Source organism: Rhizobium sp. 01T444 (genome assembly GCF_056398305.1).
This window is the reverse complement of record NZ_JBFTPD010000011.1, coordinates 159310-178913: the sequence shown is the minus strand read 5'-3', so window position 1 is coordinate 178913 and position 19604 is coordinate 159310. Positions and strand designations below refer to the sequence as shown.

The following is a 19604-nucleotide window of genomic DNA, read 5'->3' as shown; positions in this document are numbered from 1 at the left end:
CTCAGATCCCGCAAGCTCCGCCGCCCACGTTTCTCTTTCTTCTCATCTTCAATTGTCAAATAACAGACGAACCAAAAAGCCGTCGACAAAACCCGCTCCAAACCTAAGCCAAGAGCAACAAACCAGCATTCCGCCAATCCGCTTGAGTTTCTTTAGAACGAAAGACTTCGTCGCCAGCAGCGCCGCCGCCCTCGTTCAGTGAGTGGGCTTATAAGCCTCACACATCGAAACAGTCAACAGGCCTTTTTCAAAAAAATCGCTTTTCTTCCATCCTGTTGTTTCTAAAAGAGATTTTATATTGGCTTCTAAAATCCGCTCGTTTCCCGGATTCCGATCTCACCGGGGAAGCCCGGAAAACATGACTGTTTGTCGGTTTTGCTGTGGAAGATACGATTTTGATCCTCTTTGCCCCGACATCATCACATTCTGCTGGTCAGAGGAAACACGCATGATTCACGCAGGCATGTGCACGTAGAGTGCCTATTCTGGTGTGATTTGACTTGAGTGCCCAAAATATGCACATCTTTCGCCCCAGCCAGGACGGCTCGCGGATGCCTATAACGACATCGAATGTAAGGATGCGAACTCCACTGCCATGATGACGGAGAAAATGATGATCCGCTCGCTGGGCAGCGAGCCTCCGCTTCTGGCAGATGGGAGACGTGCGCCCGACCGGCGCGAAGTTTCGCTTCGCTGGCTTTCGGGCACGTTCCTCACAGGCATAACCTCATCGATCCTCATGGGTGTTGCGCTTTTTGCTGCCCTGGACGGCCGGCAGCAGCTGGCAATCCCGGCCGAGGCCTATGCAAGCGCGTCGGCAGACGCGCATCAGGATACGTCTGTTACCCGCGGCGGTCGTCTGATCGCCCCAGTCATCGCCGCCAAGCCATCCGACCGTGCCATCATGGAAGTCTCGACCGTCGTCCATGACGGCGAGAAGGAAGTCGTGCGCCGCCAGCCCTTCTCCCATGTGAAGATGATGTTGGCTGCCAATCACGTCGCGACTGAGGATTATCCGGACTTCGATCCACTGGCGATCTTCTCGGCCGACGAGCCCCAGCCGGCACCGCAAAGCCGCACCGGCGCAATTTACGGATCCGATGTCGAATCCGAAGTGGCGCTGAAGACCATTCCCTTCCCAACCAACAAATCCGACCTCAACATGGCCCCTGGCCTGTCGCTCGACGAGGTCGAGGAAAACGTCCGCTCCAACGGCTCCGTTCTAACGGACGGAAATGCCCAGCTTGCCGCGCTCTACTATGTGGACCCGCGCCGTTTCTCCGCCGAGGACAATGACGTCGACCTGACCGCCGGCCTTGCCGCGCGCGTACTCGAGCAAAACATGACGGTCTCGGCACCGGAATCCATCACACCGCAGACCGAAGAGTTCGCCGACGACATCCTGCCGGTGCGCCAGGATACGACAATCGCTAAGGCGCTCGCCGATTCCGGCTATCCGCAGCCGCAGGCAGACGGCATGTCCGGTTATATCGCTCCCCTGTTCGGCACCGATACGCTTTCGAAGGGCGACGTCCTGCGCATCGGTATCATTCAGAAGGGCGAGCAGGCGAAGATCATTCGCGCCAGCATCTATCGCGGTACACGGCATCTGATTACCGTCGCGCTCGACGACAAGGGCCGTTTCGTGGCCGGCAGCGAACCGCCGATGCTGGATGCGGTCGCCACCGCCTTTGAGGACAATTCCTTCGCTCCGCCGGCCGGCCAAAATCTGCCTCGCGTTTACGATGGAATTTACCGCGCAGCTCTTTCCTATGGCATGACCAAGGACATGACGGCGCTGATCATCAAGCTGCTCGCGGCCAATGTCGACTTCCAGGCGCAGTTGAAGCCGACGGATTATCTTGAAGCCTTCTTCTCCGTCACCGACAGCAACGGCCAGGCGACCGAGGATTCCGATCTTCTCTATGTCAACGCCCGCTTTGGCGATACGTTGACGCGCTTCTATCGCTTCCAGGACCCGGAAGATGGCACGATCGATTACTTCGATCAGGACGGCAAGAGCATCCGCCAGTTCCTGCTGCGCAATCCTGTCCCGAACGGCATCTTCAAGTCCGGCTTCGGCATGCGCCGCCACCCGATCCTCGGCTTCGCGCGCATGCATACAGGTGTCGACTGGGCGGCCCCCCGCGGCACGGCGATCATTGCGGCCGGCAACGGGACGGTTGAAAAGGCAGGCTGGGATTCCGGCGGCTACGGCAACCAGACCATCGTCCGTCACGCCAATGGCTATGAATCCTCCTATAACCACCAGAGCGCCATCGCCAAGGGCATCGTGCCGGGCGCCAAGGTGCGACAGGGCCAGGTCATCGGCTGGGTGGGCACCACGGGTGAATCCACCGGCCCGCACCTGCACTACGAATTGATCGTCAACGGCACCAAGGTCGACCCGCTGCGCATCCGCCTGCCTGGCGGCAAGTCGCTCCAGGGTGATGCGCTCGCCAAATTCGAGGACGAGCGCAAGCGCATCGATACGCTGCTGAACAACCAGCCTGCCACGGATCAGGTCGCGAGCAAATAATTCTCCCCTTCTGCGGAAAACAAAAATGGCGGCCCGATGGCCGCCATTTTCAATTCTCGTCTGCGCAGCCTTATGCCGCTTCGTTGACCGTCTGTTTCGACCGGAACAGCAATCGGTCCGAGCCGCTGGTGATCGTCACCGTCGATCCGTCCGGTACCTCACCCGAGAGGATCTGCTCGGCGAGCGGATCCTGGACGAACTTCTGGATCATCCTTTTCAGCGGACGAGCGCCGTAGACTGGATCGTATCCCTTATTCGCCAGCCAATTGCGGGCATCCTCGTCGAGATCGAGTGTGATCTTGCGCTCGGACAGCAGCGAGATCAGCCGCTTCAGCTGGATATCGACGATCGCGCCCATCTCCTCACGCTTCAGGCGGTGGAAGAGGATGATCTCATCGATACGGTTCAGGAACTCCGGCCGGAAATGACCGCGAACGACATCCATCACCTGCTCCCGAACGGTCTCGCTGTCCTCACCCTCACGCAACTGCGTCAGGTATTCAGCACCGAGGTTCGAGGTCATGATGATCATCGTGTTGCGGAAGTCGACCGTCCGGCCCTGACCATCGGTCAGGCGACCATCGTCCAGCACCTGCAGCAGGATGTTGAAGACATCAGGATGCGCCTTCTCGATCTCGTCGAACAAAACGACCTGGTAGGGCCGGCGACGGACAGCTTCCGTCAACGCACCACCTTCATCATAGCCGACATAGCCGGGAGGGGCACCGATAAGTCGGGCCACGGAGTGCTTCTCCATGTACTCGGACATATCCATGCGCACCATCGCCGTCTCGTCGTCGAAGAGGAAGCGGGCGAGCGCCTTGGTGAGTTCCGTCTTGCCGACGCCGGTCGGGCCGAGGAAGATGAACGAGCCGATCGGCCGGTTCGGATCCTGAAGGCCTGCGCGGGCACGGCGCACGGCGCGGGATACGGCCTGAACCGCATCGCCCTGGCCGATCACCGACTTCGCCAGTTCGTCTTCCATCCGGAGCAGCTTGTCGCGTTCGCCCTCCAACATCTTGTCAACAGGAATGCCGGTCCAGCGGGAAACGACATGGGCGATATTGTCAGGGATCACGACCTCCTGCACCATCGCGTTGCGGCTGTTGTCTTCCTTGCTTTCAGCCTCAGTCAGCTGCTTTTCGAGATCGGGGATCACGCCATAGGCGAGCTCGCCGGCGCGCTGGAATTCACCCTTGCGCTGGGCGATTGCCAGTTCGTTGCGGGCATCGTCGAGCTGCTTCTTAAGGTCAGCGGCAAGGCCGAGTTTCTGCTTTTCCGCCTGCCAGCGGGCCGTCAGCGCGTCGGCTTCTTCCTCAAGAGAGACGAGCTCGCCTTCCAGCCGCTTCAGCCGGTCAGCGGAAGCCACGTCGGTTTCCTTCTTGAGCGCCTCACGCTCGATCTTCAGCTGGATGATGCGACGGTCGAGCTCGTCGAGTTCTTCCGGCTTGGAATCCACCTGCATGCGCAGGCGGGCAGCCGCCTCGTCCATCAAATCGATCGCCTTGTCCGGCAGGAACCGGTCGGTGATATAACGGTTCGAAAGCGTTGCAGCAGCAACCAGCGCAGCATCGGCGATGCGCACCTTGTGATGCTGCTCATACTTTTCCTTCAGGCCGCGCAGGATCGAAATCGTATCCTCGACCGTCGGTTCTTCGACCATGACCGGCTGGAAACGGCGGGCAAGGGCCGGATCCTTCTCGACATGCTTGCGGTATTCGTCGAGCGTGGTTGCGCCAACGCAGTGCAACTCTCCGCGGGCAAGAGCAGGCTTCAGCAGGTTGGAGGCATCCATTGCCCCATCCGCCTTGCCGGCACCGACAAGCGTGTGCATTTCATCGATGAAGAGGATGATCTCGCCGTTCTCCGACTGAACCTCGTTCAGCACAGCCTTCAGGCGCTCTTCGAACTCGCCGCGGAACTTCGCACCGGCAATCAGGGCACCCATGTCGAGCGCCATCAGCTTCTTGTCCTTCAGGCTTTCCGGTACGTCGCCATTGACGATGCGCAGCGCAAGGCCTTCGACGATCGCCGTCTTACCGACGCCCGGCTCACCGATCAGGACAGGATTGTTCTTGGTGCGACGCGAGAGAACCTGGATCGTACGGCGAATTTCGTCGTCGCGGCCGATAACCGGGTCGAGCTTGCCTTCGCGGGCATCGCTCGTCAGATCGCGCGCATATTTCTTCAGGCTGTCGAAACCCTGCTCAGCACTCGCCGTATCGGCGGTGCGACCCTTGCGGATTTCGTTGATGACCTGGTTGAGTGCCTGTGCGGTCACCCCGGCATTCTTCAGCGACTGATAGGTCGAGGCAGAGGTTTCGATCGCCAGTGCCTGCAGCAGACGCTCGACCGTCACGAAGCTGTCGCCGGCTTTCTTCGCCGCCTCTTCCGCAGTGGAGAAGACCTTGGCGAGTGGCTGGGCAAGATAGATGTTGCCGTTGCCGCCGGAAACTTTCGGCAGTTTGGCAAGTGCGGCATCATTGGCGAGCCGAGCGGCCTTTGCGTCGCCGCCGGCGCGCTCGATCAGCGAAGCGGCCATGCCCTGATCGTCATCGAGTAGGACTTTCAGCACATGTTCTGCGGTGAATTGCTGGTGCCCTTGCGCCAGCGCATAGGTCTGGGCGGACTGAACGAAACCGCGCACCCGCTCGGAGTATTTTTCGATATTCATATGTTACCTCCATGAATCGCCCTGCCCTTCATAAGGCACAGACCGATGATTGAGATTGAGCTCCCTCAAAAGGCAAGCCCTGTTTGTCGCCATTGGGATTTGCGGCAAACAACCTGGGCAGGATATGGTGGAGAATCCCAATAGTTTAAAGGGGCGGGCAAGGGAAAAACCAGCAGTTCAAAGCGGCCTCCCCCTGCAGCCATGTCTTCCTGGCTCCCCATCGGTTTCTCCCGAAAGAACAGCCGATGACGCCTTGAAGTGTTCCGCGCCGTCATCCAATTTGACGTCCCATCAAAAAGCTGAGCAGACCCACCACACATAGAAGAGGCGGCAAGCCGGATGCTCGAAGCGGTAGGGATGCACGCTCCATCACCGTCATGGTCAGCCCGATCGCGACCATGCCAAGGCCACCGGCCTGGACCGCCGCGATCGACAATGTCCATGGGCATGCCCACCAGAGCGTAATATTCTGCATGAACAACTCGCCGGTCGGCCATCGCGCACCCACGCAGTAATGAGCGATGACGCCGAAGCTCGGAAAGACCCGAACAGGAAAAGCCCAATCCCGCATCTCGCGAAATGTAGTCCGCTGATCATCGACCTATCTCCAGGGTAGCTTTGATTGCCCGGCTTGTGAGAGCAGATTGCCTCTCAGCCTTACTTGCTCATCGGCGCGACATCCGGCAGCACCCATTTCTTGTCAAAGAAGTCCTTGGTTGGACCATAAGCGCGGAACATCAGCTCAAACTTCCGCTTCGGGTCGGTCGGTACCCAATTGGCCTCCTTACCTTTCGGCGCGCTTGGTCCGAAATAGAGGTCGATGGAGCCGTCCTCGTTCTTGACGAGCTCAGAAATCTGCGATGAGCGGCTCGCGCGCGAAACATTCTTGATCAGCGCATGCGTCTGCCGGTCATAGGCCGTCACCGACCAGTACTGCTCGACGGGCACATTTGGCGGAACGTTGAGGCGATAGGTCTTGCCACCGTCAAAATCATTCCCGTCCTTGTCGCGGATCGAGATCGAATAGAATTGGCCTGCGCCCAGCCGCTTGATGCCGATATAGGCATAGCTGTAAGCAACGCCGCGATGATCGACGGGATAGGCGTCCGGTTCATCGAAATTGAATTGGGCGGCCTTGATGAGATCGGGATAGGCCGGAAAGGTCCAGCGGCTCTTGTCGGTGAAGAAGGGCGGCAGCCCGGCATCGTATTTCGCCTCCAGAAGCGCCTGCGCCTCCTTGATGCCCGCGGTCAACAGTGACTTCACATGCTGATCCGGCATAAAGGGCTTGCCCTTCTCGATACCGAGAGATTTCAGCTGATCGATCATCACCCGGTCGCGCGTGATCCACGGTTCTTCCTGGACGATACGGTTCAGATTGTCGAAAAAGCTCGCATCCCATTTGATGGTGGAATCGAACAGAATGTCCTTCACGTCGGTGAAGACGGTTTCCGGCGGATTGCCTGCCGCCGAAAGCGGATAGACTTTCAGCTTCCTGCCATAGTCGATCGATGCCTGCACATCGGCATCGCCGTGGCTCTTCAGATTCGAACGAAAGAGCATGTAGCCGCCATAGACTTCCGACTGCAGCGGAATGAATCCGTCCGGCACTCTGTCCCTGTAGCCGGGCGGCAGGATCACGAATTTTCCGCCCTTGCCCTTATCGATTCCGAGCAAGCCGGCGTCCTCGAGCGGCAGTTGCCAGGCATTGACGATGTTGCCGTTGAAAGAGGCGCCGCTCTCTGCAGCCGGCAGATCGAGAACAACGGGACCATCCCTCGTGGTGAAGAAAGCCATGAAATAGAGAGCATCGGGATTGGGCGTCAGCGTCTGGTTCTTCCAATCCAGTGGCCGGCCCCAATAGATGACCTGCCCAACCTTGCCTGGCGTCTTGGTCAGCATCTCCTGGCGCATCAGGTCATAATTGACGACAGGAATTCCCCATACGACAGCCTGGACGGCCTTCCGCTCGATCTCATTGTCGAAGGCTTGCTGTGCTGCCTTCTCCGCGCCATGGGCGGAGGCTGCGACCAGCAGCATGAACAAGAACACAAGATACTTCATGATGGCGTTCCTCCGGTCCCGACAGGTGTCCTGGAGTGAATGCCTCGAGGGCTGAATGCGGAAGTACGTTACTGTAAATTCGCGTGTAAACGCGTCCTCACAATAGTCGCAGCAACCGAAAGCAGCAGGCGCCCCGCAAAAGAAAAGGCCGCCCGGAAAGGCGGCCTTTCAAATTCTACGATTGAAGCAAGCTTATTCGGAAGCAGCTTCAGCTAGAACAGGGGCTTCCGCGGAAGCGCCTTCCTCACCGGCGGCCTCACCTTCAGCACCGCGACGCGGACGGCGCGGGCGGCTGCCGGCATTGCGACGGCGGGGCTGGCGCTCGCGCTGCGGTGCAGCAGAGCCTTCGTCTTCCATCGCGACTTCGGCGGGAATACCGTCGATTTCCGGCTGAGGGCCACTTCCGTCAATCGCTTCCGCCTGCTGCACCGGCGCCGCTACCGGAGCAGCCTGCTGCTGTTCGCGCTGCTGCTGGTGAGGCGGCTGAACGATGACGACGTCGTCATTGTCACCCGCATCCATATCGTCGCCATCACGGTCCGCACCGTCCCGATCATTGTAATCCTGGCGGTCGTCGCGCTGGAAGCGTTCCTGCATCTGCGCCTGGGCGGCGGCAATGATGCGGTTATAGTGTTCGGCGTGCTGCAGATAGTTTTCAGCGATGACGCGGTCGCCGGAGCTCTGCGCATCACGGGCAAGCTGCGCATATTTTTCAGCGATATGCTGGGCAGTGCCGCGAATCTTAACATCGGGGCCGGAGCTGTCGTAGGTCCGGGTCAGCGGGTTCCCACCCTTACGGTTGAAATTATTATTGTTGTTATTTCCACCGCCGCCATTGTTATTGTTGTTGTTATTGCCACGCCCTCGACCGCGCTTGTTCTGCTGTCCTGGCCTCATCGATCGTTCACCTGAATTCTCTGTTTGTGATTGGATACATGGCACCAACCGCCAAGACCGGTCCATCCGGATCAGGGCCTTCGTGCCGCAAGCATAGTGCGCCTTCGCGCCGACCTGCCGCTTGTCTTCAAGTCAGTTTGACTGATTCACGCATTGGGTCGTGTTCAACCTTTGAAACTCTCGTTTAAAAGAGCGGACCCCCGAGGCTGAGCAAGTACCGAACGAATCTCGTCCATTCCTATGCGCCCAACGCGTGAGGGCAACCTATATTGCTTCCTCGGGAAATCCAAGCCTTTTCTTCGCAATAGCAATAATGTCCAGTTAGATGCTGCAATTTGTCGCCGGTCATGCCAGCGAGAACACGAGCACTCTGTCATTCTGGCCATAATCTTTCACGGATTTGACGCACTTGAAGCCTTCCGCTTCAAAGATCGCCGTCACATCGCTTCGTTGATCATAGCCAATTTCCAGTCCGACGATTCCATTTGGCCGTACGAACCTTCCCGCATCCTTTGCTATGGCTTTGTAGGCGTCAAGCCCATCCGAGCCGCCGTCCAGAGCTGCAGCCGGATCAAATTTCGTCACTTCGGGAGCGAGATCGTGAATGACATTGGAAGCAATATAGGGCGGATTTGAGACAATCGCATGAAACGTCCCATGGATGTTCTCGAACCAGTTCGATCGAATGGTCGTGAATCGGTCCTGCAATCCGTTTCTTTCTGCGTTTGATCTTGCCGTCTCAAGTGCATCGGTCGAAATGTCGCTGCCGATGCCTGATGCTTCCGGACATTCATTGAGGAGCGCAAGGCAGATCGCCCCAGTCCCGGTTCCTATGTCGAGGATATGGATACTGCTTTCCGTCTTTGCAAGATCGCGCAGATAAGGAATGATCGCATCGACGAGGATTTCCGTATCGGGCCGCGGCTCCAGTGTGCCGGCGGACAGCGAAAGCGGCAGGCCGTAGAATTCTCGCTCTCCGAGAATGCGATGCACCGGCTCATGCTTCAGCCGCCTTTCGATAGCGCGGCCGATACTGCCTGCCTGCTCCTCCGAAACCGGCTCGCGAGCCGCCGTCAGCATCTCGGTCGGCGAAAGCTTCAGCAGTCCCGAAATCAGCAACCGTGCATCGGTCTGTGGATCGGCAATGCCGGCTTCCATGAAGCGGCGCCGGGCCTCGGCAAGCATCTCGGAAACCGTCGGCCCGGATGCGGTCATTGCTGTTCGCCAAGCTGCGCCAGCTGGCTCGCCTGGTAGTCGGCAAGCAGCGCATCCACCACTTCGTCGATCTCGCCGATCATCATCCGGTCGAGTTTGTAGAGCGTCAGATTGATGCGATGGTCGGTCACGCGTCCCTGTGGAAAATTGTAGGTGCGGATGCGCTCCGAGCGGTCGCCGGAACCGACCTGGCTTTTGCGGTCGGCCGAACGTTCGCTATCGGCCCTCTGCCGCTCGGCATCGTAGAGACGCGACCGAAGCACCTGCATGGCCTTGGCGCGGTTTTGATGCTGCGATTTTTCCGAGCTGGTGACAACGATACCCGTGGGCAGGTGGGTGATACGCACCGCCGAGTCCGTTGTATTGACATGCTGGCCGCCCGCACCCGAGGAGCGCATCGTATCGATGCGGATATCTTCCGGCCGGATTTCGATATCGATCTCCTCCGCTTCGGGAAGAACGGCAACCGTCGCAGCCGAGGTGTGAATGCGCCCTCCTGCTTCCGTCTCCGGTACGCGCTGCACACGGTGCACGCCGGATTCGAATTTCAGCTTGGCAAAGACGCCCTTGCCAGTGATCGTCGCGATGATTTCCTTGTAGCCACCGGCTTCACCTTCGCTTGACGACAGCACTTCCACCTTCCATCCGTGCGTTGACGCATAGCGCTCATACATACGGAAAAGGTCGCCAGCGAAAAGGGCCGCCTCATTGCCGCCGGTGCCGGCGCGGATTTCCAGGATCGCGCTCTTTTCGTCGGCCGCATCCTTCGGCAGCAGCAGGATCTGGATTTCGTTCTCCAGCACCTCGATCCGCTCTTTCACGTCAGGCAGCTCGAGTTCGGCAAGCTCACGCATGTCGCGGTCGACGGACTTGTCCTCGAGCAGCACCTCCAGATCGGCAAGCTCGCCGACGGCCTTCTGATAGGCGCGGATCTTGGTAACGACGGGCTGCAGTTCTGAATATTCAGACGCGAGCTTTACATAGACGTCGGCCGAAGGGCCGGCCGACATGCGCGCTTCGATCTCGCCGAAGCGGCGCTCAAGCTCGCGCATCTTTTCAATGGGAAGCTTCGCCACCCCTTACTCCAATTCTTCTTATGTATGTCTAAAGGGGAATATTGTGGCTCTCGGCGAAGCGGGCAAGCACCTCGCGCATCGGCACGGTCGCATTCCGGTCGTCCAGCGCCTCATTGACAGCCTTCGTCAGCGCCTCAGCATCAAGGCCGAGCAACATCGCTTTGACAGGTCCGATCGAAGCCGGCGACATGGAGATGGAGCGGAACCCGACACCGAGCAACGCCATGGCCGAAAGCGGCTTGCCTGCCAGTTCGCCGCAGAGCGTTAACGGCGTCTTGTTGCGATCCGCACCGCGCACGATATCGCGCAGGAGACGCAGGAACGGCCGTTCCAGCGGATCGAAGCGCTCGGAAACCCGCGCATTGCCGCGATCAACAGCCATGGCAAACTGGAAGAGATCGTTGGAACCGACGGAGACGAAATCGACCGCATCCATCAGCTCATCGAGCTGCCAGAGCAGCGCCGGTACTTCCAGCATCGCGCCAAATTGCAGCTTGCGCGGCAGGCCGTGGCCGAAACGCGAAAGATGCTGCACTTCCTTTTGCAGGAGTTCGCGCACCTGCCTGAGTTCAGAAACCTCAGTCACCATCGGCACCATCAGCTTCAGCTCGGCGCCCGCCGCAGCCTTCAGCATGGCGCGCAGCTGCGTGCGCAACAATCCCGGCCGGTCGAGCGACAGACGGATTGCCCGCCAGCCGAGCGCCGGGTTCTCTTCCTCGTGGCCGCGGAAATAGGGAACAACCTTGTCGCCGCCGATATCGAGCGTGCGGAAGGTCACGACACGGCCGCCTGCCTGCTTCAGTACATTGCGGTAGAACATTTCCTGCTCTTCCGCCTTCGGCATGGTCGAGGCGATCATGAATTGCAGCTCGGTGCGAAATAGGCCGATACCCTCTGCTCCAGATTCCGCCAGTTGCGGCAGGTCGACCAGCAGGCCGGCATTCATAAGAAGCTGGATGCGCTGCCCGTCCCGGGTGACCGGCTCGACGGAGCGCAGCGCCCGGAACTGCTCCTGCCGCCTAGCGCGGAAACGGACCTTTTCTTCATAAGAGCGCTGATGCTCCGGCATCGGCCGGATATGCACATGCCCTTCGTCGCCGTCGATGATGACGGCGTCGCCGTTTTCGGCAAGCGCCACGACACCCGCCGCTTGGCCGATAACGGGAATGCCCATGGCACGCGCGACAATCACCACATGGCTCGTCACCGCGCCTTCTTCCAGCACCAGCCCACGCACATTGGCGCGCGGATAATCGAGCAGTTCGGCGGCACCCATGGCCCGCGCCAGAATGATGGCGTCGGTCGGAAAGCCCTCAGCCGTCGTGCGGCCGGTATAGCCCGTCAGCACGCGCAGCAACCGGTTCGCCAGATCCTCGAAATCATGCATGCGCTCGCGCAGATAGGGATCGGTCAGGCGCATCATGCGCGCCTTGGTGTCGCTCTGGACCTTCTCGACGGCGGCTTCCGCCGTCAGGCCGTTGCGGATCGCCTCTTCCAGCTTGCGCACCCAGCCCTGGTCGTGGGCGAACATGCGATAGGTTTCGAGTACCTCGCGATGCTCACCTTCCATCGACACATCGCGGCGCGACAGCATGTCGTCGATGGAAATCCGAAGCGAGCCCATGGCTTCCGCCAGCCGCCGGATTTCCTTCTCAGCATCTTCGTTGAGCAGGTTGGTGACGACGATGCGCGGCTCGTGGAGCACGACGTAACCAAGGCCGATCCCGTCATTATACGTATCGCCATCGACCGTGACCGAGCGGGTAAGATCGAGCTCCAGGCCCGGCTTCGTGATCTTCTTCAGTTCACCGGTCGCGATCATCTCGGCGAGAACCATCGCCGTCGTCTCGAGCGCTTCCAGCTCCTCGTCGCGATAATTGCGGCTCGCCTTGTTCTGCACGACGAGAACGCCGAGCGAGCGTCCCGTACGCAGGATCGGCACGCCGAGGAAGGAATGATAGATCTCTTCGCCCGTTTCCGGTAGGTAGCGGAATGCCGGATGCGACTGCGCGTCGGAAAGATTGAGCGGCTGGGCCGATGCGGCGATCGTGCCGACGAGGCCCTGTCCCATCTTCAGTTGCGAGAGGTGGACGGCCTCCTTATTGAGACCTTCGGTAGCATAAAGCTCGAGAACGCCATCGGCGCGCAGCACGTAAACGGAGCAAACCTCCGCCACCATGTTGCTGGCGATCTGGCGCACGATCCGGTCGAGTCGCTCCTGCGGCTCCAGCGGTTCCGCCATCAATTCGCGCAGCCGCTTGAGCAGCACGCGCGGACCGCCGGAAAGGTCTCTCATTGCGTCTCAAGCTCCCCGAAACAAACGCTTAGTGCGGCCAGAAAACCCGGCCGCATCTTCAACCTGAAGGGGCAGGCCGCCCGCTGGGAATCAATTCTTATCCAGACCGTAGCAGGAATGCAAAGTTCTGACAGCGAGTTCTGCATAGGGACCATCGATCAGGATCGAAATCTTGATCTCTGAGGTTGTAATTGCCTTGATATTGATGCCTTTTTCGGCAAGTGCCCGGAAGGCAGTCGCTGCAACGCCCGCATGACTGCGCATGCCGATGCCGATGACCGAGACCTTTACCAGACCCGATTCGCTCTGCGCGACGTCGTAGCCGATCTTGTCCTTATTGTCGGAGAGAACCTTGATGGCCTTCTCCACATCGCCCGAGGGCACGGTGAAGGTCATATCGGTCTTCGAACCGTCTTCGGAAATGTTCTGGACGATCATATCGACATTGATGTGGCTCTCGGCAAGCGGCCCGAAGATCGCGGCGGAAACACCCGGCCGGTCGGCAAGACGGCGAAGCGAGATCTGAGCCTCATCCTTGGCATAGGCGATGCCGGTGACTACTTCCTGTTCCACGATTTCATCCTCGTCACAAATCAGCGTTCCGGGCGGGTTCAAGAGGTCGCCCATGCCCGGAGCATCGGGATCCTCGAAAGACGAACGCACGAAGGTGCGTACCTTGTGCACCATGGCAAGCTCGACCGAGCGCACCTGAAGAACCTTGGCGCCGAGCGACGCCATTTCCAGCATTTCTTCGAAAGCGATCTTCTTCAGGCGCCGTGCCTTGGGCTCGATGCGCGGGTCGGTCGTGTAGACACCGTCGACATCGGTATAGATGTCGCAACGATCGGCCTTCACGGCGGCCGCAATCGCCACTGCCGACGTGTCTGATCCGCCGCGTCCGAGCGTCGAGATACGGTTATCAGGACCGAGCCCCTGGAAGCCGGCGACGACAGCAACCTGCCCCTCGCCCATGCGCTTGATGATATCGGCGCCGTCGATTTCCATGATGCGCGCCGCGCCATGTGCGTTGTCGGTGCGGATCGGGATCTGCCAGCCCTGCCAGGAACGGGCATTGATGCCCATGCTCTGCAGCGCAATCGCCAGAAGACCTGACGTGACCTGCTCGCCGGAAGCGACAATGGTGTCGTATTCGCGCGCATCGTAGAAGGGCGAGTTGGCGCCGATCACCTTCGGCGTATTCTGGACCCAACCGACCAGTTCGTTGGTCTTGCCGGACATGGCGGAAACGACGACCGCCACCTCATGGCCGGCATCGACTTCACGTTTCACATGGCGGGCAACGTTCTTGATGCGATCCAGATCAGCGACGGAGGTTCCGCCGAATTTCATAACGATGCGTGCCATAAGCCTCTACCACGACCCGCGCGCGATTGCCGGAAAACGGGATTTGCTTCCCCGGCACGCCACGCGCCATTCACAAACTGCCGGGAGACGTGTTGCCCTCCCGGACATCAGAAAACCCCAGCTGTCAAATGGCCGAAGAGCCCGGAAATACTGGTTTCTGGAACGCTTCTAAAGCCCCGCCAACCAAGGACGAAAGTTGGCGCGTCTCTTAGCGAGTTTGACAGGGGGTGGCAAGGGCGGGCAAAGGGTGAAGTGGAAGTGGCAGGATTTCGTCAGAAATGGTCCCTGCGACTGCTGCAAAGCGCCCTATCTACCATGTCGGTAATGCGAGGGCATGGAGGCGTTGAACTTAAAGGCGCCAAATGCGTTTAAACCGGAATAGATGTGTCAAGAAAGCTGGTGAGTAGAATGAGAAGATTAGCGATAATTGCACTGTCGATAGCGACCGCATTCTCCGGAATTCCTGCCTGGGCAGGGCCGGCCTACACGGCAAACCCGATTCAGTCGGCAGCGCAGCCCCAAACCGCCGGCGACCAGGCCGAGCTTCTTCAGGTGGGCTGCAACAACTTCACGAAATGCCCTCGTTATAACCAAGGTTGGGGCCGCAATTACCGCTATTCGGACCGTTATCGCTACGACCGCGGGTGGGACAGGGACCGCCGCTATTACGGCGACCGCTATAATGGGGACCGCTACTACCGCGACCGCTATTATCGCCGCCATGACAATACTGGCGCCATTATCGGTGGCCTGGCCGCCGGCGCGATCATCGGTGGTATCATAGCCTCGCAGCCGCGCGTGAGTGCGGGCAGTTCGCATGCCGAATACTGCTACAGCCGTTATCGCTCGTACCGCGCATACGATAACACATACCAGCCCACGTACGGCCCGCGCCGTCAGTGCCGCTAAATCGGCATCATCTTGGATCCGAAACCCCGCGAAGACGCGGGGGTTTTTATTGCCTTCAGACTTACTCTATTTTTTTACGGTCCTTGCCAAGCCCCCCGGTGCGACCTGAGCGCCCTTGACTTATCGCCTCGATCGTCCGACTTCACTGAAAGGACATGAAGGAGCGGCAGATGAACGAAGCGGCAAAGACCACCATCGACCAGAGCGAAGTCGATCGCTTTTCCGCCATGGCAGCCGAGTGGTGGAGCCCGACGGGCAAGTTCAAGCCGCTACACAAGTTCAATCCTGTTCGCCTGGCCTATATCCGCGACAGGGCAGCAGAGAATTTTTCGCGCAGTCCGAAGAGTGCCAAGCCGCTTGAAGGCCTGCGCGTGCTCGATATCGGCTGCGGCGGCGGCCTCTTGTCGGAGCCGGTCGCCCGTATGGGCGCTGAAGTCGTCGGCGCCGATCCCTCGGAAAAGAATATCGGCATCGCCTCCACCCATGCCAAGGCATCGGGTGTTGCGGTCGACTATCGCGCCGTCACCGCCGAGCAGCTTGCCGAGGCAGGCGAGACCTTCGATCTCGTGCTCAACATGGAAGTGGTGGAGCATGTGGCCGATGTCGAGCTTTTCATGAATACCTGCGCCAGCATGGTCCGGCCGGGCGGCCTGATGTTCGTCGCCACGATCAACCGCACCATGAAGGCGGCAGCACTTGCCATTTTCGCTGCCGAAAATGTCCTGCGTTGGCTGCCGCGCGGCACGCATCAGTATGAGAAGCTGGTACGCCCGGAAGAACTGGAAAAGTCGCTTGCCGCAAGCGGTCTCGAGATTGTCGACCGCACGGGCGTCTTCTTCAATCCGCTGGCAAACCAGTGGAACCTGTCGAAGGACATGGATGTGAATTACATGCTGCTGGCAAAACGGCCGGCCTGATCGCACCGCAGGCCAAAATTATAAAAGACCGGCCGCCCGCATATCAGTTCACGTCTTCGGGCAAGACCGGCAGGGCAGCGATCTCGATGCCTTCTTCCACCAGCGCTTCAGCTTCGTCGGGCGTTGCCTGGCCGATGATACCGCGGGCATCCGCCTCACCGTAGTGGATCTTGCGAGCTTCCTCGGGGAATCGGGTTCCGACATCCTCGGAATTCGCCTTGATCGCAGCGACAGCTTCCTTGAGCTTCAGGAAGGCTTCGCGGCGGGCCGTGTCCATCGCGACCGTCTGCATCTCTTCCTTCTTGCGCGCGGTCGAGACGGAGGGAGCCATGAGTGACTTGGAGATGGAAGCGGAATTGCAGACAGGGCAGGTCAGAAAGCCGCTTGCGACCTGCCGGTCAAAATCGGCGCCTTCAGAAAACCAGCCTTCGAATTCGTGGGCATTCTCACAAATAAGGGAATAGCGGATCAAGCTGCTACGCCTCCTGTAATTTCCCCCGCAATCCTCTCGATGGAAAACTCCCGGCCGTTCTTAAGGTTCGGAATCTTGTCATGGGCGGCTTTCACAGCCGCCGGATCGATCTCCGCCAAAATGACCGCCTCGCCGGTCGGGCCGGCGGACGCCAGCACCTTGCCCCAGGGGTCGATGATCATCGAATGGCCGAATGTCTCGCGTCCGTCTTCATGCAGGCCCGCCTGCGCTGCGGCGATGACGAAGACACCATTTTCAATGGCGCGCGCCCGCAGCAGGATTTCCCAATGCGCCTCGCCTGTCTGCTTCGTGAAAGCGGCCGGAACGGTCATCACTTCGGCACCGGCAACCGCCTGCGCTCGGAAAAGCTGCGGGAAACGCACGTCGTAACAGATGGTGAACCCCATCTCGGCAAACGGCAACGACAGAACGTGCGCTTCCGAACCCGGCCTGTAAGCCGCACTTTCGCGCCAGCTCTCGCCATTGTCGAGATCGACATCGAACATGTGGATCTTGTCGTAACGGTTCAGGATCTTGCCGTCAGGTCCGAAGAGGAAACCGCGATTGGCCATCTTGCCGTCGTCGAGCGCAATCGCCGTCGAGCCAACATGCATGAAGATACCGAGTTCGGCCGCAAGCGCCGAGCCGGTTTTGACAATGATGTCATTGCTCTCGTCACGCAGCACTTCCTTTGCCGCAGCGCGGTTACGCTGCAACATGCCGGTCATTTCAGGCGTCTGCACGTAAGTTGCGCCCTTTGCAGCAGCCTCTCGGACGAGGCGCGCCATCGAAGCGGCATTCCGCTCCGGATCGACACCGGAACACATCTGGATGGCGGCGGCTGTGAAGCTCATCGCTCTTCCTCAGGCCGCCAGCAGCGGATCGAGCTTGCCTGCCCGATCGAGCGCGTAGAGATCGTCGCAACCGCCGACATGCGTGCTGCCGATGAAAATCTGCGGAAAGGTGGTGCGGCCGTTCGACTTGCCAAGCATTTCCTGACGAAGCTCGGGCGAGAAGGTCGCGTCATGTTCGACATAGTCGACGCCCTTCTCTTCAAGAAGAGATTTGGCGCGTGCACAATAGCCGCAGAATTGACGCGTATAGATGGCAACGGGTATCATGAAGGTCTCCAGACAGTGCTGTTTTCTTTCTGTCATATAGTTTCTGCAATAGCCCTTGCAAAGGTCAAAACCGTTATATCGGCAGCCCCCGCCTTTCGCAGCGCGCGCGTTGCCGCACCAACCGTCGCCCCTGTCGTAAAGACGTCGTCGACAAGCACGATGCGTTTGCCGAAGACATCGCTTTCCCTGCCCGCGGCGACCGCAAAAGCGCCACGGACATTGTCCTCGCGCGCCCGTATACCAAGACCAACCTGCTGGCTGGTACGCTTCACACGCAGAAGCGTCCCCGGCAACAGCGGTTTTCCTGCAAGCCCCGCCAAATGTCGGGCAAGCTCCGCGGCTTGGTTGAATTTGCGCGAGACCATGCGGGTGCGATGAAGCGGAACCGGAATGACGGCATCGCAGCGTTCGACCATGCCGTCCGACGCGCGCAGCATCCAGCCGGCCATCATCGGCGCGAGATCGGTTCGATCGCGGTATTTGAGGCCGTGTACAAGAGTGCGAACGGCATGGTCGAGGGTGGCTGCTGAACGCAGCCGATCGAAGGGCGGCGGATTGGCGATCGCCTCTGCGCTCAGAATGCCGGCCCCGAGATCATGGGAAAAGGGAAGGCCGAGCACCTCGCAATAGGGCCGCTCGATGAAGCGGACCTCGGACCAGCATTTGGCACAGAGCCCGCGATGGCCGCCTGTCGAAACACCGCAAGCCGCACAGGACGGCGGATAGACAAGATCGGCAAGCATGGAAACGGGCCGCAGAAGCTGCGCGAATATCCGCCCCGTCTCACTTTTCATCTTGATCGTCCCCATATGAGGCAGACTAAAGCATGTCGCGCAAAACTGTGTAGCGGTTTTGCGATAACGACATGCGTAAAAAACGAAGACCTGAAGCGTGGCAGGCGGATATCAAAGATCGCGACGCGCTTAGCGCGTCACGCGACAAAGGAAAATCGCCTTGCCGCCTGCCGGATGGCGGAATATGGACATCGCCATGGATATCATCTTCGACAAGGCGCAGATCGCCGCGAACCGTCGGCGCGCGCTCGCAAATAACGACCCGAAAGCAGGCTTCCTGCTCGATATCGCCGCCGAGGAATTGGCAGACCGCCTGGCCGTCGTGGAGCGCAACTTCGAACTTGCGGTGGAACTGCACGGCACCACAGGCGCGGCCGCCCGTGCGGCGATCGCGACCGGCAAGGTCGGCAGCCTCACCCGCGTGGAAAGCGATATGCACTATGTCGCGCCGGGCGAACCTTTTCTCGAAGCACCGCTCGAAGACGTGCCGCTCGCGCCTCAATCGGCCAATCTGGTAATTGCACCGCTCAACCTGCACCTGACCAACGACACACCCGGCGTCTTCATCCAGATCCGCCGCGCGTTGAAGCCGGACGGCCTGTTCCTGGCCGCCATTCCGGGCGCCGGTACGCTGCAGGAACTGCGCGAGGCGCTGCTCGCGACCGAGATCGAGATGACCGGTGGTGCAAGCCCGCGCGTCATCCCCTTCGCCGATGTCCGCGATGTGGGCGGTCTGCTGCAGCGCGCAGGCTTTGCGCTGCCCGTCATCGACGCGGAGAATTATACGGTACGCTATGATTCAATTTTTCCGCTGATGCGCGACCTGAGAGCGATGGGCATGGCCAATCCGCTCGTTGCGCGCAGCCGCAAGCCACTGACACGCGCCTTCTTCCTGCGCGCCGCTGAAATCTATGCCGAGCGCTATTCGGACCCCGACGGCCGCATCCGCGCGACATTTTCAGTGATCTATGTGTCGGGATGGGCACCGCATGAAAGCCAGCAGCAGCCGCTGAAGCCAGGAACGGCCAAGGCGCGGCTTGCTGACGCACTGAAGGTGGAAGAGCAGAAGCTCAGGCAGTGAGCTAACGAATAGCTCAGTTGATCGTCAGGTTATTCTCGACGGTGTTGAACACGCCGCGCAGGCCATTGGTGAACACACCCAGGCCCCCAATGAGGGCAACCGCCATCAGCGCTGCAATCAATCCATATTCGATCGCCGTCGCACCGCTTCTGTCTGCCAGAAATTTCTTCAGCAAATTCATCAA

18 protein-coding genes are annotated in these 19604 nt (G+C 59.6%); 5 read left to right on the top strand and 13 right to left on the bottom strand.

Going from position 1 to position 19604, the window contains the following annotated elements:
- Positions 1-202 (top strand): hypothetical protein (locus tag AC1DTN_RS17265; RefSeq protein ID WP_477921892.1); only part of this gene is annotated, 202 nt, incomplete at its 5' end.
- A 393-nt stretch (positions 203-595) separates the two neighbouring features.
- The gene (locus AC1DTN_RS17260) at positions 596-2539 is read left to right on the top strand and encodes a M23 family metallopeptidase (protein ID WP_477921891.1); all 1944 of its coding nucleotides are present in this window, start codon (positions 596-598) and stop codon (positions 2537-2539) included.
- Positions 2540-2609: 70 nt separating this feature from the next.
- On the opposite strand, the gene clpB is transcribed toward AC1DTN_RS17260, so the two are convergent.
- The 8 genes from clpB to AC1DTN_RS17220 form a co-directional block, all read right to left on the bottom strand.
- Entirely contained in the window at positions 2610-5213 is a 2604-nt protein-coding gene (gene clpB / locus AC1DTN_RS17255) for an ATP-dependent chaperone ClpB (protein ID WP_439016693.1), read from the bottom strand.
- Between the two features lie 271 nt (positions 5214-5484).
- Positions 5485-5688, bottom strand: a complete 204-nt coding sequence (locus AC1DTN_RS17250; protein WP_310384764.1) for a hypothetical protein — start codon at positions 5686-5688, stop codon at positions 5485-5487.
- A gap of 182 nt (positions 5689-5870) precedes the next feature.
- On the bottom strand, positions 5871-7277 hold the full coding sequence (locus tag AC1DTN_RS17245; protein ID WP_477921890.1) for a DUF1254 domain-containing protein: 1407 nt from the start codon (positions 7275-7277) through the stop codon (positions 5871-5873).
- Between the two features lie 192 nt (positions 7278-7469).
- Positions 7470-8174 carry a DUF4167 domain-containing protein gene (locus AC1DTN_RS17240; protein WP_477921889.1) on the bottom strand — a complete coding sequence of 235 codons (705 nt, stop codon included), beginning with the start codon at positions 8172-8174 and terminating at the stop codon, positions 7470-7472.
- A 345-nt stretch (positions 8175-8519) separates the two neighbouring features.
- The gene (prmC, locus tag AC1DTN_RS17235) at positions 8520-9389 is read right to left on the bottom strand and encodes a peptide chain release factor N(5)-glutamine methyltransferase (RefSeq protein WP_477921888.1); all 870 of its coding nucleotides are present in this window, start codon (positions 9387-9389) and stop codon (positions 8520-8522) included.
- Entirely contained in the window at positions 9386-10465 is a 1080-nt protein-coding gene (gene prfA, locus AC1DTN_RS17230) for a peptide chain release factor 1 (protein WP_477921887.1), read from the bottom strand. Before prfA ends, prmC begins: the two co-directional genes overlap by 4 nt.
- Positions 10466-10493: 28 nt before the next feature.
- Positions 10494-12761: a phosphoenolpyruvate--protein phosphotransferase gene (gene ptsP, locus AC1DTN_RS17225; protein WP_477921885.1), complete on the bottom strand. Its 2268-nt coding sequence runs from the start codon at positions 12759-12761 to the stop codon at positions 10494-10496.
- A gap of 90 nt (positions 12762-12851) precedes the next feature.
- Positions 12852-14126, bottom strand: coding sequence for an aspartate kinase (locus tag AC1DTN_RS17220; RefSeq protein ID WP_007825494.1), 1275 nt, complete (start codon positions 14124-14126; stop codon positions 12852-12854).
- A gap of 408 nt (positions 14127-14534) precedes the next feature.
- Here AC1DTN_RS17220 and AC1DTN_RS17215 point away from each other — a divergent pair, with 408 nt between their 5' ends.
- Together AC1DTN_RS17215 and ubiG are read left to right on the top strand one after the other, a co-directional pair.
- A complete protein-coding gene (locus AC1DTN_RS17215; RefSeq protein WP_310384776.1) occupies positions 14535-15035 on the top strand; it encodes a BA14K family protein in 501 nt (166 codons plus the stop codon).
- A 170-nt stretch (positions 15036-15205) separates the two neighbouring features.
- Entirely contained in the window at positions 15206-15952 is a 747-nt protein-coding gene (gene ubiG / locus AC1DTN_RS17210; RefSeq protein WP_477921883.1) for a bifunctional 2-polyprenyl-6-hydroxyphenol methylase/3-demethylubiquinol 3-O-methyltransferase UbiG, read from the top strand.
- Positions 15953-15995: 43 nt separating this feature from the next.
- On the opposite strand, the gene AC1DTN_RS17205 is transcribed toward ubiG, so the two are convergent.
- The 4 genes from AC1DTN_RS17205 to AC1DTN_RS17190 are packed head-to-tail and all read right to left on the bottom strand — an operon-like array spanning position 15996 to position 18339.
- Positions 15996-16424, bottom strand: a complete 429-nt coding sequence (locus AC1DTN_RS17205; protein ID WP_037101528.1) for a DUF1178 family protein — start codon at positions 16422-16424, stop codon at positions 15996-15998.
- On the bottom strand, positions 16421-17278 hold the full coding sequence (locus AC1DTN_RS17200; RefSeq protein ID WP_477921882.1) for a carbon-nitrogen hydrolase family protein: 858 nt from the start codon (positions 17276-17278) through the stop codon (positions 16421-16423). Before AC1DTN_RS17200 ends, AC1DTN_RS17205 begins: the two co-directional genes overlap by 4 nt.
- A gap of 9 nt (positions 17279-17287) precedes the next feature.
- Positions 17288-17545: a glutaredoxin 3 gene (gene grxC, locus AC1DTN_RS17195; protein WP_477921881.1), complete on the bottom strand. Its 258-nt coding sequence runs from the start codon at positions 17543-17545 to the stop codon at positions 17288-17290.
- A 32-nt stretch (positions 17546-17577) separates the two neighbouring features.
- Positions 17578-18339 (bottom strand): ComF family protein, encoded by a 762-nt coding sequence (locus AC1DTN_RS17190; RefSeq protein ID WP_477921880.1) that lies wholly within the window; start codon positions 18337-18339, stop codon positions 17578-17580.
- A gap of 196 nt (positions 18340-18535) precedes the next feature.
- Here AC1DTN_RS17190 and AC1DTN_RS17185 point away from each other — a divergent pair, with 196 nt between their 5' ends.
- Positions 18536-19420, top strand: coding sequence for a methyltransferase domain-containing protein (locus AC1DTN_RS17185; protein WP_477921893.1), 885 nt, complete (start codon positions 18536-18538; stop codon positions 19418-19420).
- Between the two features lie 13 nt (positions 19421-19433).
- Here AC1DTN_RS17185 and AC1DTN_RS17180 read toward each other — a convergent pair whose 3' ends face one another.
- The gene (locus AC1DTN_RS17180; protein ID WP_007825504.1) at positions 19434-19601 is read right to left on the bottom strand and encodes a Flp family type IVb pilin; all 168 of its coding nucleotides are present in this window, start codon (positions 19599-19601) and stop codon (positions 19434-19436) included.
- Positions 19602-19604: the final 3 nt, after the last annotated feature.

Excerpts from the sequence above, each read along its gene's own strand:
- AC1DTN_RS17260 (WP_477921891.1), top strand. The coding sequence starts at position 596 with ATGATGACGGAGAAAATGATGATCCGCTCGCTGGGCAGCGAGCCTCCG.
- clpB (WP_439016693.1), bottom strand. The coding sequence starts at position 5,213 with ATGAATATCGAAAAATACTCCGAGCGGGTGCGCGGTTTCGTTCAGTCC.
- AC1DTN_RS17250 (WP_310384764.1), bottom strand. The coding sequence starts at position 5,688 with ATGCAGAATATTACGCTCTGGTGGGCATGCCCATGGACATTGTCGATC.
- AC1DTN_RS17245 (WP_477921890.1), bottom strand. The coding sequence starts at position 7,277 with ATGAAGTATCTTGTGTTCTTGTTCATGCTGCTGGTCGCAGCCTCCGCC.
- AC1DTN_RS17240 (WP_477921889.1), bottom strand. The coding sequence starts at position 8,174 with ATGAGGCCAGGACAGCAGAACAAGCGCGGTCGAGGGCGTGGCAATAAC.
- prmC (WP_477921888.1), bottom strand. The coding sequence starts at position 9,389 with ATGACCGCATCCGGGCCGACGGTTTCCGAGATGCTTGCCGAGGCCCGG.
- ptsP (WP_477921885.1), bottom strand. The coding sequence starts at position 12,761 with ATGAGAGACCTTTCCGGCGGTCCGCGCGTGCTGCTCAAGCGGCTGCGC.
- AC1DTN_RS17220 (WP_007825494.1), bottom strand. The coding sequence starts at position 14,126 with ATGGCACGCATCGTTATGAAATTCGGCGGAACCTCCGTCGCTGATCTG.
- AC1DTN_RS17215 (WP_310384776.1), top strand. The coding sequence starts at position 14,535 with ATGAGAAGATTAGCGATAATTGCACTGTCGATAGCGACCGCATTCTCC.
- ubiG (WP_477921883.1), top strand. The coding sequence starts at position 15,206 with ATGAACGAAGCGGCAAAGACCACCATCGACCAGAGCGAAGTCGATCGC.
- AC1DTN_RS17200 (WP_477921882.1), bottom strand. The coding sequence starts at position 17,278 with ATGAGCTTCACAGCCGCCGCCATCCAGATGTGTTCCGGTGTCGATCCG.
- grxC (WP_477921881.1), bottom strand. The coding sequence starts at position 17,545 with ATGATACCCGTTGCCATCTATACGCGTCAATTCTGCGGCTATTGTGCA.
- AC1DTN_RS17190 (WP_477921880.1), bottom strand. The coding sequence starts at position 18,339 with ATGAAAAGTGAGACGGGGCGGATATTCGCGCAGCTTCTGCGGCCCGTT.
- AC1DTN_RS17185 (WP_477921893.1), top strand. The coding sequence starts at position 18,536 with ATGGATATCATCTTCGACAAGGCGCAGATCGCCGCGAACCGTCGGCGC.
- AC1DTN_RS17180 (WP_007825504.1), bottom strand. The coding sequence starts at position 19,601 with ATGAATTTGCTGAAGAAATTTCTGGCAGACAGAAGCGGTGCGACGGCG.